General features: G+C 51.8%; 18 protein-coding genes. All 18 read left to right on the forward strand.

Annotated elements, in window-relative coordinates; translation table 11 throughout:
- The first annotated feature begins 96 nt into the window (after window positions 1-96).
- The 18 genes from J7M22_14195 to flhA all read left to right on the forward strand — a co-directional run bounded on the left by J7M22_14195 (window position 97) and on the right by flhA (window position 16,057).
- A complete protein-coding gene (locus J7M22_14195; GenBank protein MCD6507755.1) occupies window positions 97-975 on the forward strand; it encodes a YicC family protein in 879 nt (292 codons plus the stop codon).
- The gene (gene gmk / locus J7M22_14200) at window positions 965-1,600 is read left to right on the forward strand and encodes a guanylate kinase (GenBank protein MCD6507756.1); all 636 of its coding nucleotides are present in this window, start codon (window positions 965-967) and stop codon (window positions 1,598-1,600) included. Before J7M22_14195 ends, gmk begins: the two co-directional genes overlap by 11 nt.
- Window positions 1,597-2,058 carry a nucleotidyltransferase domain-containing protein gene (locus J7M22_14205; GenBank protein ID MCD6507757.1) on the forward strand — a complete coding sequence of 154 codons (462 nt, stop codon included), beginning with the start codon at window positions 1,597-1,599 and terminating at the stop codon, window positions 2,056-2,058. Before gmk ends, J7M22_14205 begins: the two co-directional genes overlap by 4 nt.
- Window positions 2,042-2,497 carry a HEPN domain-containing protein gene (locus J7M22_14210; GenBank protein ID MCD6507758.1) on the forward strand — a complete coding sequence of 152 codons (456 nt, stop codon included), beginning with the start codon at window positions 2,042-2,044 and terminating at the stop codon, window positions 2,495-2,497. The genes J7M22_14205 and J7M22_14210 overlap by 17 nt, the downstream gene beginning before the upstream one ends.
- Entirely contained in the window at window positions 2,494-2,832 is a 339-nt protein-coding gene (gene rpoZ, locus J7M22_14215) for a DNA-directed RNA polymerase subunit omega (GenBank protein MCD6507759.1), read from the forward strand. Before J7M22_14210 ends, rpoZ begins: the two co-directional genes overlap by 4 nt.
- The gene (coaBC, locus tag J7M22_14220; protein ID MCD6507760.1) at window positions 2,832-4,034 is read left to right on the forward strand and encodes a bifunctional phosphopantothenoylcysteine decarboxylase/phosphopantothenate--cysteine ligase CoaBC; all 1,203 of its coding nucleotides are present in this window, start codon (window positions 2,832-2,834) and stop codon (window positions 4,032-4,034) included. The genes rpoZ and coaBC overlap by 1 nt, the downstream gene beginning before the upstream one ends.
- Window positions 4,024-4,833 carry a ribosomal RNA small subunit methyltransferase A gene (rsmA, locus tag J7M22_14225; protein MCD6507761.1) on the forward strand — a complete coding sequence of 270 codons (810 nt, stop codon included), beginning with the start codon at window positions 4,024-4,026 and terminating at the stop codon, window positions 4,831-4,833. The genes coaBC and rsmA overlap by 11 nt, the downstream gene beginning before the upstream one ends.
- A complete protein-coding gene (locus tag J7M22_14230; protein ID MCD6507762.1) occupies window positions 4,811-5,881 on the forward strand; it encodes a hypothetical protein in 1,071 nt (356 codons plus the stop codon). Before rsmA ends, J7M22_14230 begins: the two co-directional genes overlap by 23 nt.
- Before the next feature lie 127 nt (window positions 5,882-6,008).
- On the forward strand, window positions 6,009-6,515 hold the full coding sequence (locus J7M22_14235) for a flagellar basal body-associated FliL family protein (protein MCD6507763.1): 507 nt from the start codon (window positions 6,009-6,011) through the stop codon (window positions 6,513-6,515).
- Window positions 6,516-6,530: 15 nt separating this feature from the next.
- Window positions 6,531-7,583: a flagellar motor switch protein FliM gene (gene fliM, locus J7M22_14240; GenBank protein MCD6507764.1), complete on the forward strand. Its 1,053-nt coding sequence runs from the start codon at window positions 6,531-6,533 to the stop codon at window positions 7,581-7,583.
- Window positions 7,564-7,977, forward strand: coding sequence for a flagellar motor switch protein FliN (fliN, locus tag J7M22_14245; GenBank protein MCD6507765.1), 414 nt, complete (start codon window positions 7,564-7,566; stop codon window positions 7,975-7,977). Before fliM ends, fliN begins: the two co-directional genes overlap by 20 nt.
- Before the next feature lie 18 nt (window positions 7,978-7,995).
- The gene (locus tag J7M22_14250; GenBank protein ID MCD6507766.1) at window positions 7,996-8,475 is read left to right on the forward strand and encodes a flagellar biosynthetic protein FliO; all 480 of its coding nucleotides are present in this window, start codon (window positions 7,996-7,998) and stop codon (window positions 8,473-8,475) included.
- Window positions 8,472-9,227, forward strand: coding sequence for a flagellar type III secretion system pore protein FliP (gene fliP, locus J7M22_14255; protein MCD6507767.1), 756 nt, complete (start codon window positions 8,472-8,474; stop codon window positions 9,225-9,227). Before J7M22_14250 ends, fliP begins: the two co-directional genes overlap by 4 nt.
- A 9-nt stretch (window positions 9,228-9,236) precedes the next feature.
- Window positions 9,237-9,506 (forward strand): flagellar biosynthesis protein FliQ, encoded by a 270-nt coding sequence (gene fliQ, locus J7M22_14260; protein MCD6507768.1) that lies wholly within the window; start codon window positions 9,237-9,239, stop codon window positions 9,504-9,506.
- A 72-nt stretch (window positions 9,507-9,578) separates the two neighbouring features.
- Entirely contained in the window at window positions 9,579-10,349 is a 771-nt protein-coding gene (fliR, locus tag J7M22_14265) for a flagellar biosynthetic protein FliR (protein ID MCD6507769.1), read from the forward strand.
- Complete coding sequence (locus tag J7M22_14270; protein ID MCD6507770.1) at window positions 10,346-12,904, forward strand: HEAT repeat domain-containing protein; 2,559 nt, start codon at window positions 10,346-10,348, stop codon at window positions 12,902-12,904. Before fliR ends, J7M22_14270 begins: the two co-directional genes overlap by 4 nt.
- A complete protein-coding gene (flhB, locus tag J7M22_14275; protein MCD6507771.1) occupies window positions 12,897-13,952 on the forward strand; it encodes a flagellar biosynthesis protein FlhB in 1,056 nt (351 codons plus the stop codon). Before J7M22_14270 ends, flhB begins: the two co-directional genes overlap by 8 nt.
- Window positions 13,949-16,057 carry a flagellar biosynthesis protein FlhA gene (flhA, locus tag J7M22_14280; protein ID MCD6507772.1) on the forward strand — a complete coding sequence of 703 codons (2,109 nt, stop codon included), beginning with the start codon at window positions 13,949-13,951 and terminating at the stop codon, window positions 16,055-16,057. Before flhB ends, flhA begins: the two co-directional genes overlap by 4 nt.
- Window positions 16,058-16,084 lie beyond the last annotated feature (27 nt).

Genomic DNA, 16,084 nt, shown 5'->3' on the forward strand with positions numbered 1-16,084 from the left:
TGAAAAGCCCTCGGCGAGGCGATCTCCTGCAGGTTTGCACCTATCCGATTCCTGTGATATAATCTTGTCCGGTAATCCCGAACAGGGGTGAACGAATTGAAAAGTATGACGGGCTACGGGCGAAGCTCCATTGAGACACCTTTCGGCAGGCTCGTCGTTGAGGTTAAAACGGTCAATCACAGATACAGCCAGATCTCCTCTCGAATTCCCTCTCAGCTCTCATCGCTCGAACCGAAAATACTGAAATCGCTGAAGCATAGGATCGCTCGTGGGCAGATCTATCTGAACATGGAGTTGATCTCCGATGAGGGGACCACCTTCCCCAGAAAGGTCGTGGTGGATATCGATCTCGCCAGACAGTACAAGCGTTATCTCGATTCCCTTCGCGAATCCCTTGGGATAGATGAGCCGGTTTCGCTCTCTTTGATAGGATCGATGCCGGGGGTTTTCGAGTTGGTCGAGCCCGATCTGGATGAGGAGAAGACATGGCGGTGGTTGGAGGAGGGATTGAACGAGGCTTTGGATGCCTTGGATGAGTCGAGGCTTGCTGAGGGGGAGAGGATGAAATCGGATATGTCCCAGCGGCTTTCCCTTATCGCCGGATCGATTGAGAGGATCAAGGAGATCGCCCGAAACGACGTGGAAAGATATATGAGAAAGCTCTCAGAGAGGATGAGGGAGATTCTGAAGGGTGAATACGATGAGGCGAGGCTCATGATGGAGGCAGCCATGCTGGCTGAAAAGTCGGATGTCTCCGAGGAGATCGTCCGAATGGAGAGCCATATAAAACGGTTTGAGGAGCTGGTCGAATCGGATGATCCCGTCGGCAGACAGATGGATTTCCTGTTGCAGGAGATGCTCAGAGAGGCTACAACCATGGCTTCCAAGGCCATATCGGCCGAGATCGTCTCCGAAACGGTGAAGATGCGGTCGGAGATAGATAAATTGAGAGAGATGGCCCAGAATGTCGAGTGAGGGACAGCTCATCGTCATATCCGGGCCTTCCGGCTCGGGCAAAAGCAGTCTCGTCGATCTGCTTCTGAGGAGAAATCCATCCCTGCGCCGCTCCATCTCCGCCACAACACGTCGGCCCAGACGAGAAGAACGTGATGGCGTGGATTACCACTTCATGAGCGTCGAGAGGTTCAAGGAGGGGATGGAGAGGGGGGAGTTCCTGGAGTGGGCGGTCTATAACGGGAACTACTACGGCACACCCAGAAAAGGGGTGGATGAGGCTATCTCCAGGGGAGAGGATATCCTGCTGACGATAGAGGTTCAGGGAGCAGCTCAGATAAGGAGGATCTATCCCGATGCCCTGCTCATATTCATCTTACCTCCTTCACCGGAATCGCTGAGGGAAAGGATCAAAAGGCGCGGGAGCGAATCGGAGGAGGAGATCGAACGAAGGCTCCGTATAGCGGAGGATGAGATATCCAAGATAGAGATCTACGACTTTTTCGTCATCAATCGGGAGGGCGAGCTGGAGAAGGCCGCTGAGGAGGTGGAGAGGATCATATCGATCGGAAAACACCGTTTGACCAGGGGAAGGATCGAGAAGATCAAACGCTTATATAGGGTGAGAACTTTAGCTCCAGTATGACCGGACTAAGCATAGAGGATATCAAAGCAAATCTTGATAGTATGATGCGGAATCTCCATCAGGAGTTCGGAGATCGACTTATAGCCGTTGTCGTTTATGGAAGTTATGCTCGTGGATCGGCTAAACCGAAATCTGATGTTGATCTTCTGGTGGTGGTGAGGGGATTGCCGCGAGATTGGGATACCATTCACCGTTTGGAGGATAGGTGGACGTTCAAAGGGCGACAATTTGGAAAGCGCTTCCAAGTTATGTTTGTAAGCCCGGAGGATGTAGAAGATTCCGTGGAATATGCGGCGCCGTTGATGCTGGAGATTTATAACGCTCATAAAGTTATCTTTGATCAGAATGGATTCTTCAGAAACTGTATAATTCGTATGGAGCATCTCATAAAGGAACGAGGAATCCGAATGAAAAGACAGGGGGTCTGGGAGGTTCCTGAGAGTGTTATCCCATCGTGATATCAGCCGGGCTTTACTGATAGAGGCATATACCGATTTAAAGGCAGCGCAAGTACTAAGGCAGGCGGGCATTTACGCTCGATGTATAGCCCACTGTCAACATACCGTGGAAAAGACGCTTAAGGCGGCATTGGCCATTAGGGATGTGCTCATCACCGATCGTCATGAAATATCAGAGGATTTCAGGCAGACTTGCTTTGACTGGGAATGCTGCAGCGAATTGGCGGACATCGCTGTTGAGATGGAAGCAATGAGGTCCCGCACGGAATATCCGCTATTTGGACGCCGAGATCTACCTATATGGCTTCCCTCTGAACGGTATACGGAAGCCGATGCAGATGAGGCTTTGGAGAAAACTCGATATGTGTTTAACACGGTGAAGTGCCGGTTATCGGACGAGTATGATATCCATTTCGAGATCGGAGGTGATAAGGTATGAGAAACGTGATGATCGAAGATCTGGAGGAGATCGTCGGAAACAAGTATCTTGCTGCCAATATCGCGGCCAGACGAGCACGCCAGCTTAACATAGGCGTTAGGCCTAGGATCAAGACAAACCACGTGAAGTATCCTTCCATCGCTTTGGAGGAGCTGGCCGCCGGAGAGTTGGAGTATAAACCGCTGCCGCGGGAGGCCAAACCGGATAGAGCTCTCTATCCCAGCAGAGAGGTGGACGAGGAGATCTCCGAGGAATTCCGCAAACAGATGCGATTTGTCACCGAGAAGGAGGAGATGAGAATGGATAGAGAGGCAATGGAGTTCGAGGATACCTGATGGACGCCCTCAAGGATAGGAACATACTTCTGGGAGTCACCGGAGGGATAGCGGCTTTTAAGGCCGCCTCCCTTGCCGGTCAGCTCATCAAGTTGGGAGCGAGCGTGAAGGTGGTGATGACCCATAATGCCACCCAGTTCATCTCGCCGCTCACCTTTCAAACGCTCTCGCGCAACCCCGTCTATCTCGATATGTTCTCCCCTATCAGTTGGCAGCCCGAACATATATCGCTGGCCGACTGGGCTGAGCTTTTCGTCATAGCCCCGGCGACCGCCAACGTCATAGGCAAACTCGCCCATGGGATAGCGGACGACCTTCTGACGACGATCGCTCTGGCCGTCAGGTGTCCCATTATATTGGCGCCCGCCATGAACTCCAACATGCTCGATAACCCCATCCTTCAGGATAACCTGGGATATCTGGAGGAACAGGGGTTCTTCATCATCGCTCCCGAATACGGTCCCCTCGCATGTGGATATGAAGGGAAAGGGAGGCTGGCCGATTTAGACGTGATCGTCGAGACGATCAGGATGACTTTGACACCTAAGGATCTTGAAGGGATCAAGGTTCTGGTTACAGCCGGACCGACGAGGGAGAGGATTGATCCGATCAGGTTCATCACCAACAGATCCAGCGGTAAGATGGGATACGCCTTGGCGAGGGCCGCCCGCGACAGAGGCGCTCAGGTAACCCTGATAAGCGGCCCCACATCGCTCAGATCTCCTCCGTATGTGGAGTTTATCCAGGTCGAAACCGCCCTGCAGATGAAAGATGCCGTGATGGAGCGGTTCAAATGGGCGGATGTGCTCATCATGGCGGCCGCCGTGGCGGATTACAGGCCGAAAGAGAGCTTGGAGCGTAAGCTCAAAAAATCCGATTCAGAGTTGGTTCTCAGGCTCGCGCCCAACCCTGATATCCTTGCCGAGCTGGGCGGAGAAAAGGGAAATAAGATCCTGGTCGGATTCGCCGCGGAAACGGAACACGTCGTCTCCAACGCCCTGGAAAAACTGCGCGCCAAGAATCTCGATCTGATCGTCGCCAATAACATCCTGGAACGAGGAGCCGGATTCGAATCCGACACCAATATCGTCACGATAATAGACGAAAGGGGAAAGGCCGAAAAGCTTCCGATCCTTTCCAAGGATGAGGTCGCGCATAGAATCCTGGATAGGATATCAGAGATGATCCGCGGTGAAGGTTAGGCCCAAAAAAAGGTTAGGACAGAACTTCCTCAAGGATGAAGGATACCTCGCCCGTATCATCTCATCGGCGGAGGTGTCGGAGGGCGATCTTGTCTTGGAGATCGGAGCCGGCACAGGTGAGCTGACGCAGTTCCTGATCGATCGGGCCGATCAGGTGATAGCGATCGAGGTAGATGCGGACCTGATCCCAATCTTGGAAGGGAGGTTCTCATCTTCATCCAAGCTTCATCTCCTTCACGCTGATGCCCTGAAACTGGATTGGGTGAACCTGATCCGGGGGATCGATTCCTGTCGCAAAGCTAAGCTCGTATCGAACATACCCTATTACATAACCGCACCTCTTATCGAGAAGGCGATAGAAAGCAGGTCGGCTTTGAACCTATGTGTCCTGACCGTCCAGAAGGAGGTCGCTCTACGGATATGCGCCTCACCCGGCGGGAGGGAATATGGATCTTTGAGCATAATGGTTCAGTATCACGCCGACGTGGAGAGGCTTTTCGACATACCGCCTGGAGCCTTCCGGCCGAGCCCCGGCGTCTCATCCAGTGTCATCAGGATCAGATTTAGGGAGGAACCGAGGGTAAGGGTGAAGGATGAGAAGTTGTTTTTCAAGATCGTCAGGGCGGCCTTTCAGCAGAGACGCAAGATGATCGTAAACGCACTCAGATCACTCGGACTCGATAGGAAAAGGCTTGAGGAAACGTTAAAGCGAGCCGATATACCTCCAGAGAGCCGACCCGAAATGCTGAGTCTGGAGGAGTTCGGGAGATTAGCCGATGGGATGGCTGAACGCGTTTAACGTTTTAACGTTCAACGTCCTAACGCTCAGTTTCATACTATCATCTATACCCCTCGCGGATGTCAAGACGATATCGACGATCAGAACGGCTATGCATTCCCTTACGATCAAATCGGAATTCGATATCGCTGAAAGGAGAGCTATCTTTCACACAGCGATGAAGTTCCCATCCCCTCCTGAAGGACTGAGATGGAGGCTTGATCTTTACTCGTCTGATGGAGAGCTCATCAAGCGATTCGAAGGTGGGAAACTTCCTCCAAGCGTGATCGTCTGGTCGGCGCCAGGTGATCTGAGCGGAGGTGTGATCTACCAACTCACTCTCTCGTTCAGGGGAGTTGATTTCCCATCAACGCCACGAGCGATCCTCCTGCCTACCTCACGATACATCTCCGAACTCCCCAAATTTCGCCTCCAAGCTCAACCGAAAGAGCTATCGGGTGGGACCTCCACCTTGGTGATCATCACCCCTATAGGAACGACTCACCTATCTATTCGGCCTAAGCTATGTGTGATGGACGAGGAGGGGGCGGAAGTATGGGGGAGAAAGCTGAATGGTGGACCGGAGCTGGTGAGGTGGGATGGGAAGGATGCTCATGGCAAGTCGGTCAATCCAGGGGTCTATATATGTGTGGTAAGAGAGAAAGGTATGATCCTTTCGAATTTCGTTATCTTGGTCGTAAGGCCTCCCGAGGAAAAGGGTTCCTTCTTCTCATCCTCGATACTCTTTCACCCCAAATCAGCAGAACTCACCTCGGAAGGTATGAATCGGATCGGCGAAGTTCTCTCCTTTGTCAGAGCTCATCCTGGGGTGGCTGTGAATCTGAGAGTTGGTATATCTCCCGGCGATCCAATCCGGGGGTTAGAACTGGCTTACAAAAGGGTCAAAGAGGTGATAGGGCAGCTTGATCGGGCTTCTCCGGGTCTCATCCGAATAACAGGGTTCATCCTGGAGAGCGATGAGGTCAGAGTGGATCTAGTTCCCTATCAAAGCGGAAATTTCTTCCCATCTCTAACCCCTTCCTCCGATCGTAGCTCCGATTCTCCCTAGTCATTTAGCCTCCAAAGTCATGGCATAGAAATTGCTTTCTGACCTTAGGCGCTGGGCCTTTAAACGCCATTTCACTATAGGCGGCGGATTGCCGCCGCTGATGTTCACGAGTGGGAGGTCTTAATAAATGGCGAAGGAGAAAAGAATAGAAGGGGAAGGGGAAAAAAATGGAGGTTCAGGGATGCTTAAAAACCTCATTCCGTATCTGGGAACTTTGATCGCTTTAACCGCCATCGCGTATATAATGGTAACCAGATTCATGCCCGCACCGCCCTCCAGTGCCTCAATACAGCGGGGAGCAGTTCAAAGGAAGGAGGCCGAAACTGAAGAAAACGGGGTGCTTTATGAGTTTGGAGATGTCATCGCCAATCCGGCTCAAACTGAGGGCACCAGATTTCTGAAGGTGACCATCTATCTGGAACTGCGCAAAGGGGAATATCAGAAGATCGTGGATAAGTATAAACCAAAACTGCAGGATGTGACCCTACAGATCCTTTCCTCAAAGACGGTGGAAGAGCTGGAGGACGTATCCAAGAGGGGAGATCTCCGGAAGGAGATAACCGATGCAATGAACTCAGTGCTCGGAAGGAAAGTTGTGTTGAAGGTATTCTTCACCGAATTCGTCATCCAGTGATCAGAGGTTGAAAGGATGGAGAAGCTTCTCTCTCAGGAGGAGATAGATGCTCTCTTAGATGCTATATCGAATAAGAGGATCGATGAGGCGCGTCAACCATCCCAGGATGAGCCGAAATCCGTTAGGCTTTACGATTTCAGCAGGCCGGGCAGGGTTTCAAAGGATTACACCCGTTCCTTACATATCCTGCACCGCCACTTCGCCAGAATCTACAGCTCTTCCCTCTCATCGCTTCTGAGAACGCTTGTGGAGATAGAGTGCACTCAGGTGGAGCAATTGACGTACGGCGATTTCCTAATGTCCCTCTCGGAGATGTCCTGTCTGGTTATATTCTCCATGGAGCCGCTTAAAGGGGTAGCGGTGATGGAGATAGGACCGCAGTTGATCTTCCCCATGGTGGATAGACTGCTGGGAGGATCGGGGATGACATCAGTGGAACCTCATAGGATGACCGAGATCGAAAAATCCATAATAGAGCGGGCCATAAAGGCCTCTTTAGAAGCCCTCGGCGAGATATGGAAATTCGTCTCCAAGGATATCAACGTTGAGCTTCAGAGAATAGAAACCGATCCGCAATACGTTCAGGTTATGGCCTCCAGCGATACGGTTATGTTGATCGTATTCGACGTTAAATTCGGTCAGACGATCGGGATGATGAGCATATGTTATCCCTTCTCTATGATAGAACCGGCCCTTATCAACGCCCGACCTGAGCAGTGGCTTTTCAACTATCATAGCGGCGGCGATGAGAAATACACGCCTGAGATACGGAGAAGGGTGGAGAAAGCGGATATAGTCGTCAGGGCCCATTTCCCACCAAGCAGGATAAAGCTTGGAGATCTCCTGAGACTGAAGGTGGGAGATATAATCAAACTCGATGTGAGAATCAAAAACGGAAAGCTTCTCGATCCGGTCATACTGGATGTCGGCGGCCAGAAACGGTTCGTCGCCAAACCGGGGAGGGTCGGCAAAAAGAAGGCGGTCAAAATCATCGGCGTTTTAACTGACGAGGATGAGATAAACTTCCACGGGACCGGGAGTGTGAAAGATGGAGAATCTAAAGCCTGAAGAGATAAACAATATGTCGCCGGAGGAGCTTCAGAGCTTAGCGGACTCCTCCCAAGAGGACGTTTTAGGAGAGGAATTTCAGGTGGAAGAGGGAGAGGAGAAGATATCGATCCCATATGAGGAGGAGCTCCCGAAGGACAACATAGAGCTGCTGATGGATGTCGAGCTGGATGTCATAATCGAGCTGGGCCGGACCAAGATGCGGATAGGAGACATATTGAGGCTGGTGCCGGGCGCTATAATCGAACTGGATAAGCTCGCCGGCGAGCCGGTGGATGTTTTGGTCAACAACAAGCCTATCGCTAAGGGAGAAGTGGTGGTCCTGGACGAAAACTTCGGCGTGAGGATCACCAGCATAATCAATCAGGAGCAGAGACTTAAAAGCCTAGGGTGAGGGATGAAGAGGAATTTGTTGAGTTTTGGAGTTCGTTGCGTTATAGCGTTCGTTACGTTCAGCGCAATGGCACAATTCGCCTGGACAGGGCAATCGGGACCTAAGGGTGGACTCGATTACGAGAGACCCGATCTCCCAGGCATGCCCGATCTCCTAGGAGCGACACTGCGCGTGGCATTGGGGCTTATCATCGTGGTAGCCCTTCTTATCGGAGGGTTTTACCTTCTAAAAAGGCTTTCAGGTAGGGTGAGGCTGCAAGAGGAAGACATACCGGTCAAGCTGCTCTGGCAACAGAGCATCGGGCCGAGGCGATCCATATGCCTGGTCAAAGTTCTCGATAAGGTGCTGGTATTGGGCGTGACGAACACAAACATATCCCATCTGATGACGCTAACGAATGAGGAAGCGAGCTCACTTGAGATCCGACCGGAGATGGGCGGATCCACCGATCTCATCTCAGCTTTCAAAAAGCTGAGCGGTTTGAGGTTTAAAAGATGAGAAGGTGGGTTGCCATAGCTGTGATCGCCCTGTCTCTGATTCCCTGTCTTTGCCAGGGCCAGCAGATCATACCTCTACCCCGCATCACCGTCGATGTGGGAGCGGCCAATGCGGAAAACCCACGGCAGCTTTCCACGGCCATACAGATCCTTTTCCTAATAACAGCCCTCTCCCTGGCACCCGCCTTCCTGATTATGATGACATCGTTCACCAGGATCATAGTAGTGCTTTCGTTTTTAAGACATGGACTTGCGACCCAGCAGTTGCCATCCAATCAGATATTGGCAGGGTTGGCCTTATTCTTAACCGTCTTCGTGATGATGCCAATATGGAAGGATATAAACGAGAACGCCCTCAAACCCTATCTGGATGGTAAGATAGATCAATCCCAGGCGTTCCATAATGCCATCTCCCCGCTTAGAAAATTCATGTTCAAACAGACAAGGACAAAGGATCTGGCCTTAATGGTCAAGCTCTCCGGGATGCCGAAACCCAAAAACGAAAATGATGTGCCCACGTATGTCCTGATACCGGCCTTTGTGATCAGCGAGCTGAAAACGGCGTTCCAAATAGGATTTCTGCTTTTCGTGCCGTTTCTGGTGATAGATATGGTCGTGGCCTCAATATTGATGGCCATGGGGATGATGATGGTGCCGCCGGTGATAATCTCACTGCCATTTAAAGTCCTGCTTTTCGTGCTCGTGGACGGATGGAGCCTCGTCGTCGGCTCTCTTGTGGGCAGTTTCAGATAGGGGGAGACTATGGAGCTTGAAAGGACGGTCTATGTATTAAGTGAAGCGATAAAGCTCGTTTTTCTGCTTTCAGGGCCCGTGCTGTTGGCCTGCCTTGGCGTGGGACTTATAGTGAGTGTCCTTCAGGCGCTCACTCAGATCCAGGAGATCACTCTCAGTTTTGTGCCCAAGATATTGGCCGCCTTCGTGACGCTGGCGATATTTCTGCCGTGGATGCTGAAGTTGGCTGTCAGTTTTACTACAGCTCTGCTCAGAAACGTAGACCTGTTCATCAGATAACCTTCGTTCATATTGAGGAACAAGGAGCGAGAAAATAATGACAAGGAGACAAGGTGACAATGGGATAAAGAGATGGGTATAGATTTAACGGGCATGGAAAGGTTCATATTGGTTCTCTTTAGAGCTGCTGGAGTTGTGACCTTCGTGCCTTTTTGGGGAAGTAGGTTGATACCTGTTAAGGTCAAGATAGGGCTCTGCTTCGTCCTGGCCGTCGTGTTCTACTCCATATCGGCGGGGGTAAGCTTCTCGCCGACGGAGGATATATTCAAACTGAGCTGGATGATACTGAAAGAGACAGCCGTCGGTGCTGTGTTAGGTCTGGCCGGACATGTGGTGTTCTCCGGGGTGGAACTCGCAGGCGAGATGGCGGGGATGCAGATGGGGCTTAGGATGGCAACAGCTGTGGACCCCCAGTTCGAGACACAATCATCCCTGCTGGCCCAATTCAACGTGCTCTTCGCTCTGATGGTGCTTCTAGCGATAAACGGACACTATTGGTTCTTGGAAGGCTTGGCCAGATCGTTCCGACTTATCCCACCTGGAGGAATGGTACTGCGTGAGGTTACCTTCGCTCGGATGATGGCCCTCGTGGGGGATTTATTCCTGATAGGCCTGAAGATGAGCGCACCGATAGTTGTAGCTATGCTGATAACGAATGCCGCTTTGGGGTTAATGGTGAGGGTGGTACCTCAGATGAACATCTTCGTCGTAGGATTTCCCGTCCTGATCGCCGTTGGTCTGATCCTTCTTTTCTTCTCCTTGAAGGCTATCGCCTATCTCCTGATAAACCTTTTCCTGCAGATGCATAAGGACATAGACTTTCTCATCGGAGAGTTAGGATGAAGGAGAAGGGTTTAAGCTCGAAGGAGGTCGAAAGGCTATCGGCTATCCTGAGAAATGAAGCGGCCAGCACTCGGGAGAGGCTCCTGGCAATCAGAGCCCTCTCGACGATCGACTCGCCGCACGTATTAGCCAATATATTGTTGGTTGCCAGCTCACAGAATAAAAGGCTAGCTCAGGAAGGAGCTGAGTTGATAAGGAAGCTCGATCAAGCCTCCCTCTTCAAGCTTCTGGATCATATGCTGCTCAATAGGGAGGAGATCGGCTACTTCGGTCAGAAGATGTTTGAGGTTCTCTACAAGCTGAGGGAACAGGATGTGCTCAAATATATAGTGATAAACGCCATCAAAAACGGGGAGGAGTGGGGGGAGAAAAGGCGGACCTTAAGCCAGTGGATGAGAAATTTGGGGCTGATAGAAAAATACGTGGATCTTCTAGGCGAGCTTCCGGTTGAATTGGCCAAATCATTGGGAAAGATCCTCAAGAAGGTTGATGACAGGGTGGTGCTTGATATAGCCCGATCGGCGAAAGGTATAAAGGGTATAAACAAAGAGAAGAGCGTTAAACTCCTCGATGTCCTTTATGATGTGGCGGATAACGAGGGAATAGCTCCGATATTGGTCAATCTGCTCTCGAGCGACGATCAGAGAATAAGATCCAAAACGGCGCTTATACTGGGTAAGCTTTCGGATAACCTCCATTTCTTCCATAACGCCCTTAAAGATCCAGATCCGCGCGTCAGAGCCAATGCGGTGGAAGGACTATGGGGGCTTGATAACCCAAAGGCGAGGGATATATATCTAGAGGCTCTCGGCGATGAGAACAACCGCGTTAGAGCTAATGCGGCCAAAGGACTCTACGAGATGGGTGATCCTAGGGGACTTCAGGTGTTGAAAGAGATGATTGATGATCATGATGGGATGATGCGCGCCAGTTCCGCCTGGGTGTTGGGCGAGATGGGAGATACCAGTATGATAGGGAAGCTCGAAAGTATGGCTGCCGGAGATCCAGCTGAGATAGCCCGCCGCAATGCCATCAGGGCGATCGAGAAGATACTCACCAAAAAGGTTGTTCCCACCCTGCGGGATCTCATCCGCTTTATGAACAAGATCGATCCGGATGCGGTTTCAAACCCTCTGAGGTTTTTCAGAAGAATTGCTGCCCTGAGATCGATAAGATCTGAGATGCTTGTTGAGGTGCTCAGCGCTGCTCCGCCGGTCGATTCCCCGATCGTAAGGCGCAAGCTGATAGAATCCATAGCCGGCGGTCTTGAGGATATGGCGGATGACGGTTTGCTTCTACTCGCCTTGATGTCGGCGATCCGATTTGACAAGATGTCGTTCTGGAGCAGGATCATAGAGGGTATCCAGGCGATGATACAGAGGCCGGAGGATAGATTGACGATCCTCAGCGGAGGGGTGGAAACGATGCCGGATATGCTCCTGGCGACCCTCAAAGAGGGCATGCCCTCAACTGCCGCTCCCATAGCCGAGATCCTAAGATGGGAAGATGAGGCGATAATCGAAAGACTGAAACCTCTGCTTGATGATTCGAACCCTCTCGTTAGATCGCTGGCAGCGGAGACGATCGGCCTCCTCGGAAGATTTGAAACGCTCGATCGGCTGGAGGAGATGGCTCGATCCGATCCTGATCCTTCTGTCAGGGAAAAAGCTCTGAAGGCAATTGAAAGGCTGAAAACAACGGCCGAAATCACCTCTACCCTTCCCGATGAACTGCATATGAGGATCCTCCATCTTTCGTTGGAAAACCTTCCGGAGATCTCAATCTCAGTGTCTCTCATGGATGGTAACTCGAACTCTATAGATACCTTGAGGGAAGAGGAGATCCACCTCTTCGAAAACGGCAGGCCGATAGACTGCAGATTCGAGCGACTTGGAGAGGAAATGCCGGTTTATGTTGTGATACTGATGGACTACAGCTTGAGCATGTCGGACGAAGATATATACAGGATGGAAGAGGCTGTCTCAGAGTTTATTTCCTCAGTGAAAGGTGAGGATCGAATAGCGATCCTGAAGTTCGCCTCAGAGATATACGTCCCACAGCCGCTGAACAAGGTGGATCGCCTGCGTCATGACCCTATCAGAGGAGGATTTAAGGGGGACAGAGACGGAACCATGCTATATGATGCCTTGGATAGGGCGATCTCTATCCTCAACGAGCTGGAGGGGATAAAGCTGGCCATAGTGCTGACCGACGGGGAGGACAGCGGAAGTACCAAGACGGCCAAAGACGTCATCCATAACGCTCTTAAAAACGGGATAAGCATCCACGCCATAGCTCTGGGAGATGAGGTCGACGAGGGAACACTCAGAAACCTGGCCATATCGACCGGTGGCGCCCTATATGCCACCGGCGATCCCGGTGAGCTTGGAAAGATCTACCGGGAGATCTCATCCTCACTGCAGTCCCATTACAGATTGAGCTATAGGTCTTGGGCCTGGGATAATGAAGTCCAAAACGCATTTTTAATCATCAGAGCTGATCTCGGCCCGTTAACCCCTGAAGCTTGGACAAAGGTGATACTGAGAAATGGCTGAAGATCAGGAGAAAACCGAACAGCCAAGTCAACGAAGACAGGAGAAGGCACGGGAAAAAGGGGAGGTTCCCAGAAGTCGCGAGCTGAATACGGCTATTGTGCTCCTGATAGGCCTTCTCGCTCTCAGATTCCTCGCGCCGAGAATATCGCTCGGTATCGAGGATACCTTCAGAGCCATGTGGAACTCTGAACTCTGGAAGACAGATGGAATTTCGTATGACGTTCTCCCAATGGCGATAGTCAGAATGTTGTGGATCGTGCTGCCGATAATGTTGATCCTGGCCTGTGTTGGATTCATGGTCGGATTCGCTCAGGTTGGAGGAGTCTTCTCAATCCAGGCGATCACCCCCGATCTAAGCAGGATAAGCCCGGGCAAGGGGGTATCGAGGATCTTCTCCAAGATGGGAGCTATGGAGATGGTCAAATCGCTGATAAAGATCAGCGCTATCGGATATATAGGATATACGACCATCAGGGGTCAGATGGATAAGCTGCCCTTATTAACATCGGAGAATGCCGCGGGGATCGCCGCATATGCTATGAAGGCGATCTTCGATCTGGGAATGAAGGTCGTCGTGCTGATGCTGTTCGTGGCGGCGATGGACTACGGATTCCAGAGATGGCAACATATACAGAACCTCAAAATGACCCGTAGAGAGCTAAAGGAGGAGCTGAAGGAGACGGAGGGCGATCCGATAATCAGATCGATACTCAGGGAAAGAGGAATGGAGATCGCCAGAAGGAGGATGATGCAGGAGGTTCCCAAGGCGGATGTCGTCGTCACAAACCCACAGCATATAGCCGTAGCTTTGAAATACGACAAGAAGATCGCCCCCAGCCCTCTCGTCGTGGCCAAAGGAGCGGATCTGCTGGCGCAGAGGATAAAGGAGATCGCCAGGGAACATAAAGTGCCTATCTTCGAGAATCCACCCCTGGCGAGGGCTCTGTATGAAACGGTCGATATCGGGGAGATGATACCGGAGGAGCTTTATTTCGCTGTGGCGCAGATACTGGCTCAGGTTTATAGGATGAGAGGTGTTGCGGTATGAGATCCGAGGCCCTCGTCCCCACAAATTCAGGCTTCGTCTCGAGGGTGACAAGGCAAAGCGATATCGCCGTCGCATTAGGTGTGATCGGCATACTTTTCGTTATGCTTGTGCCGATGCCCGCCCTCCTGTTGGATATGCTGTTAGCCATGAATATAACCTTCTCGCTCGTCACACTGCTTATCGTCCTTTATGTGACCAAACCCCTGGACTTTTCGGTCTTCCCATCGATGTTGCTTATAGCGACCCTCTTTAGGCTATCGCTGAACGTGGCCTCTACCAGGAGGATACTGCTCTACGGCGATCAGAGCGAGTTCGCCGCCGGTCATGTGATAAATTCGTTCGGTAAGTTCGTCGTGGGGGGGAACTACGTCATCGGCTTCGTGGTCTTCCTGATCCTCGTGATCATACAATTTGTCGTTATAACGAAGGGTGCTGGCAGGGTAGCGGAGGTCGCCGCGAGGTTTACGCTGGATGCCATGCCGATGAAACAGATGTCCATAGACACCGATCTCAGCGCCGGTTTGATCACGGAGGAGGAGGCGAGAGCCAGGAGGGAGACGGTGGCGCGAGAGGCGGACTTCTACGGTGCTATGGACGGCGCAAGCAAATTCGTCAGAGGCGACGCCATAGCGGGATTGATAATTACCGGGATAAACATCATCGGAGGATTGCTCATCGGCGTGCTTCAGAAGGGGATGCCCATATCGGAGGCCGCCAGGAGATATACGCTTCTCACCATAGGCGATGGCCTTGTCAGCCAGGTGCCCGCTCTGATCATATCCACAGCGGCAGGCGTGTTGGTCACGCGGGCTGGAGCGGAGACCGATTTCGGAAAGAGCCTCACCGGTCAGATACTCTTTCAGCCCAGAGCCCTCGGCATAGCATCGGCTGTGCTTTTCGCTCTCGCACTTGTTCCTGGGCTTCCCAAGATCTCTTTCTTCATGCTCTCAGGTATCACCGGATCGCTGGCCTATCTGCTTATGCGCACTTCGCCTGCACAGGCGGAGACCGAAGAAGGTGAGGAGAAGAAACCCTCCCCCGAAAGCGAGGTTGAGGAGGTGGAGCGGATGCTGGATATGGACATCATGGAGCTGAACATAGGCTATAACCTCGTGCCGCTCGTAGATGTGAGGCAGAACGGAGTTCTGCTTGAGAGGATAAAGATGATAAGACGCAGATGCGCCAGAGAGCTGGGCATCATCGTGCCGCTCATAAGGATAAGGGATGATATGAGCCTGCCACCTAACGGATATTCGATCATGATCAAGGAGAACGTCGTGGCCAAAGGCGAGGTCATGCTCAATCACTATCTGGCGATGGAGACGGGCAGGGTGACGGAGAAGATCGAGGGGATACCTACCACCGAGCCGACCAACAATATACCGGCACTGTGGATACGTGAGAAGGACAAAGAGAGGGCACAGATGGCAGGATATATGGTCGTCGATCCGGTGACCGTCATAGCCACTCATCTCATGGAGACGATAAATAAACACGCCCATGAGCTTCTAACCAGACAGGATGTCCGGAGGCTTTTGGACAGATTAAGTGAGAGATACCCCGCTCTCGTGGATGAGCTGATTCCAAACCTGTTGTCCCTGGGCACGGTGCAGAAGGTGCTTCAGAATCTATTGAGGGAAGGGGTGCCGATCAGAGATCTGATCACGATCTTGGAGACGCTCTCAGATCACGCCCAGACGACCAAAGACCCTATGCTGCTTACGGAATTCGTCAGAAGAGCGCTGGGCAGAACGATCTGTAAGGAGCTCGTAGATGAGGACGGCACGCTCAAGGTTTTGACCCTGTCACCGGAGGTGGAGAGGAACATAGCTGATGCGATACAGGATAAGGACGGGACGATGTATCTCGCACTCGATCCGGAGGTGGCTCGAAAGATCGTAAACGGGATCGCTACCGCGATAACCGAGATGGGACAGCTTCAGGTTCAGCCCGTCATACTATGTGCCGAACCGCTTGTCAGACCTTTTCTGAGGCAACTGGTGGAAAGATTTATCCCCGGACTGGTAGTCCTTTCCTATGAGGAGATCCCTCCGGAGATGGAGGTAAAGCCGTTGGGCGTTGTAAACATTGAGGGGACGGATTAAGCCCGCAAAGGCATGTTTCTTGCTTAA

It is taken from the genome of Candidatus Poribacteria bacterium (assembly GCA_021162805.1).
Taxonomy (GTDB): Bacteria; Poribacteria; WGA-4E; order B28-G17; family B28-G17; genus JAGGXZ01.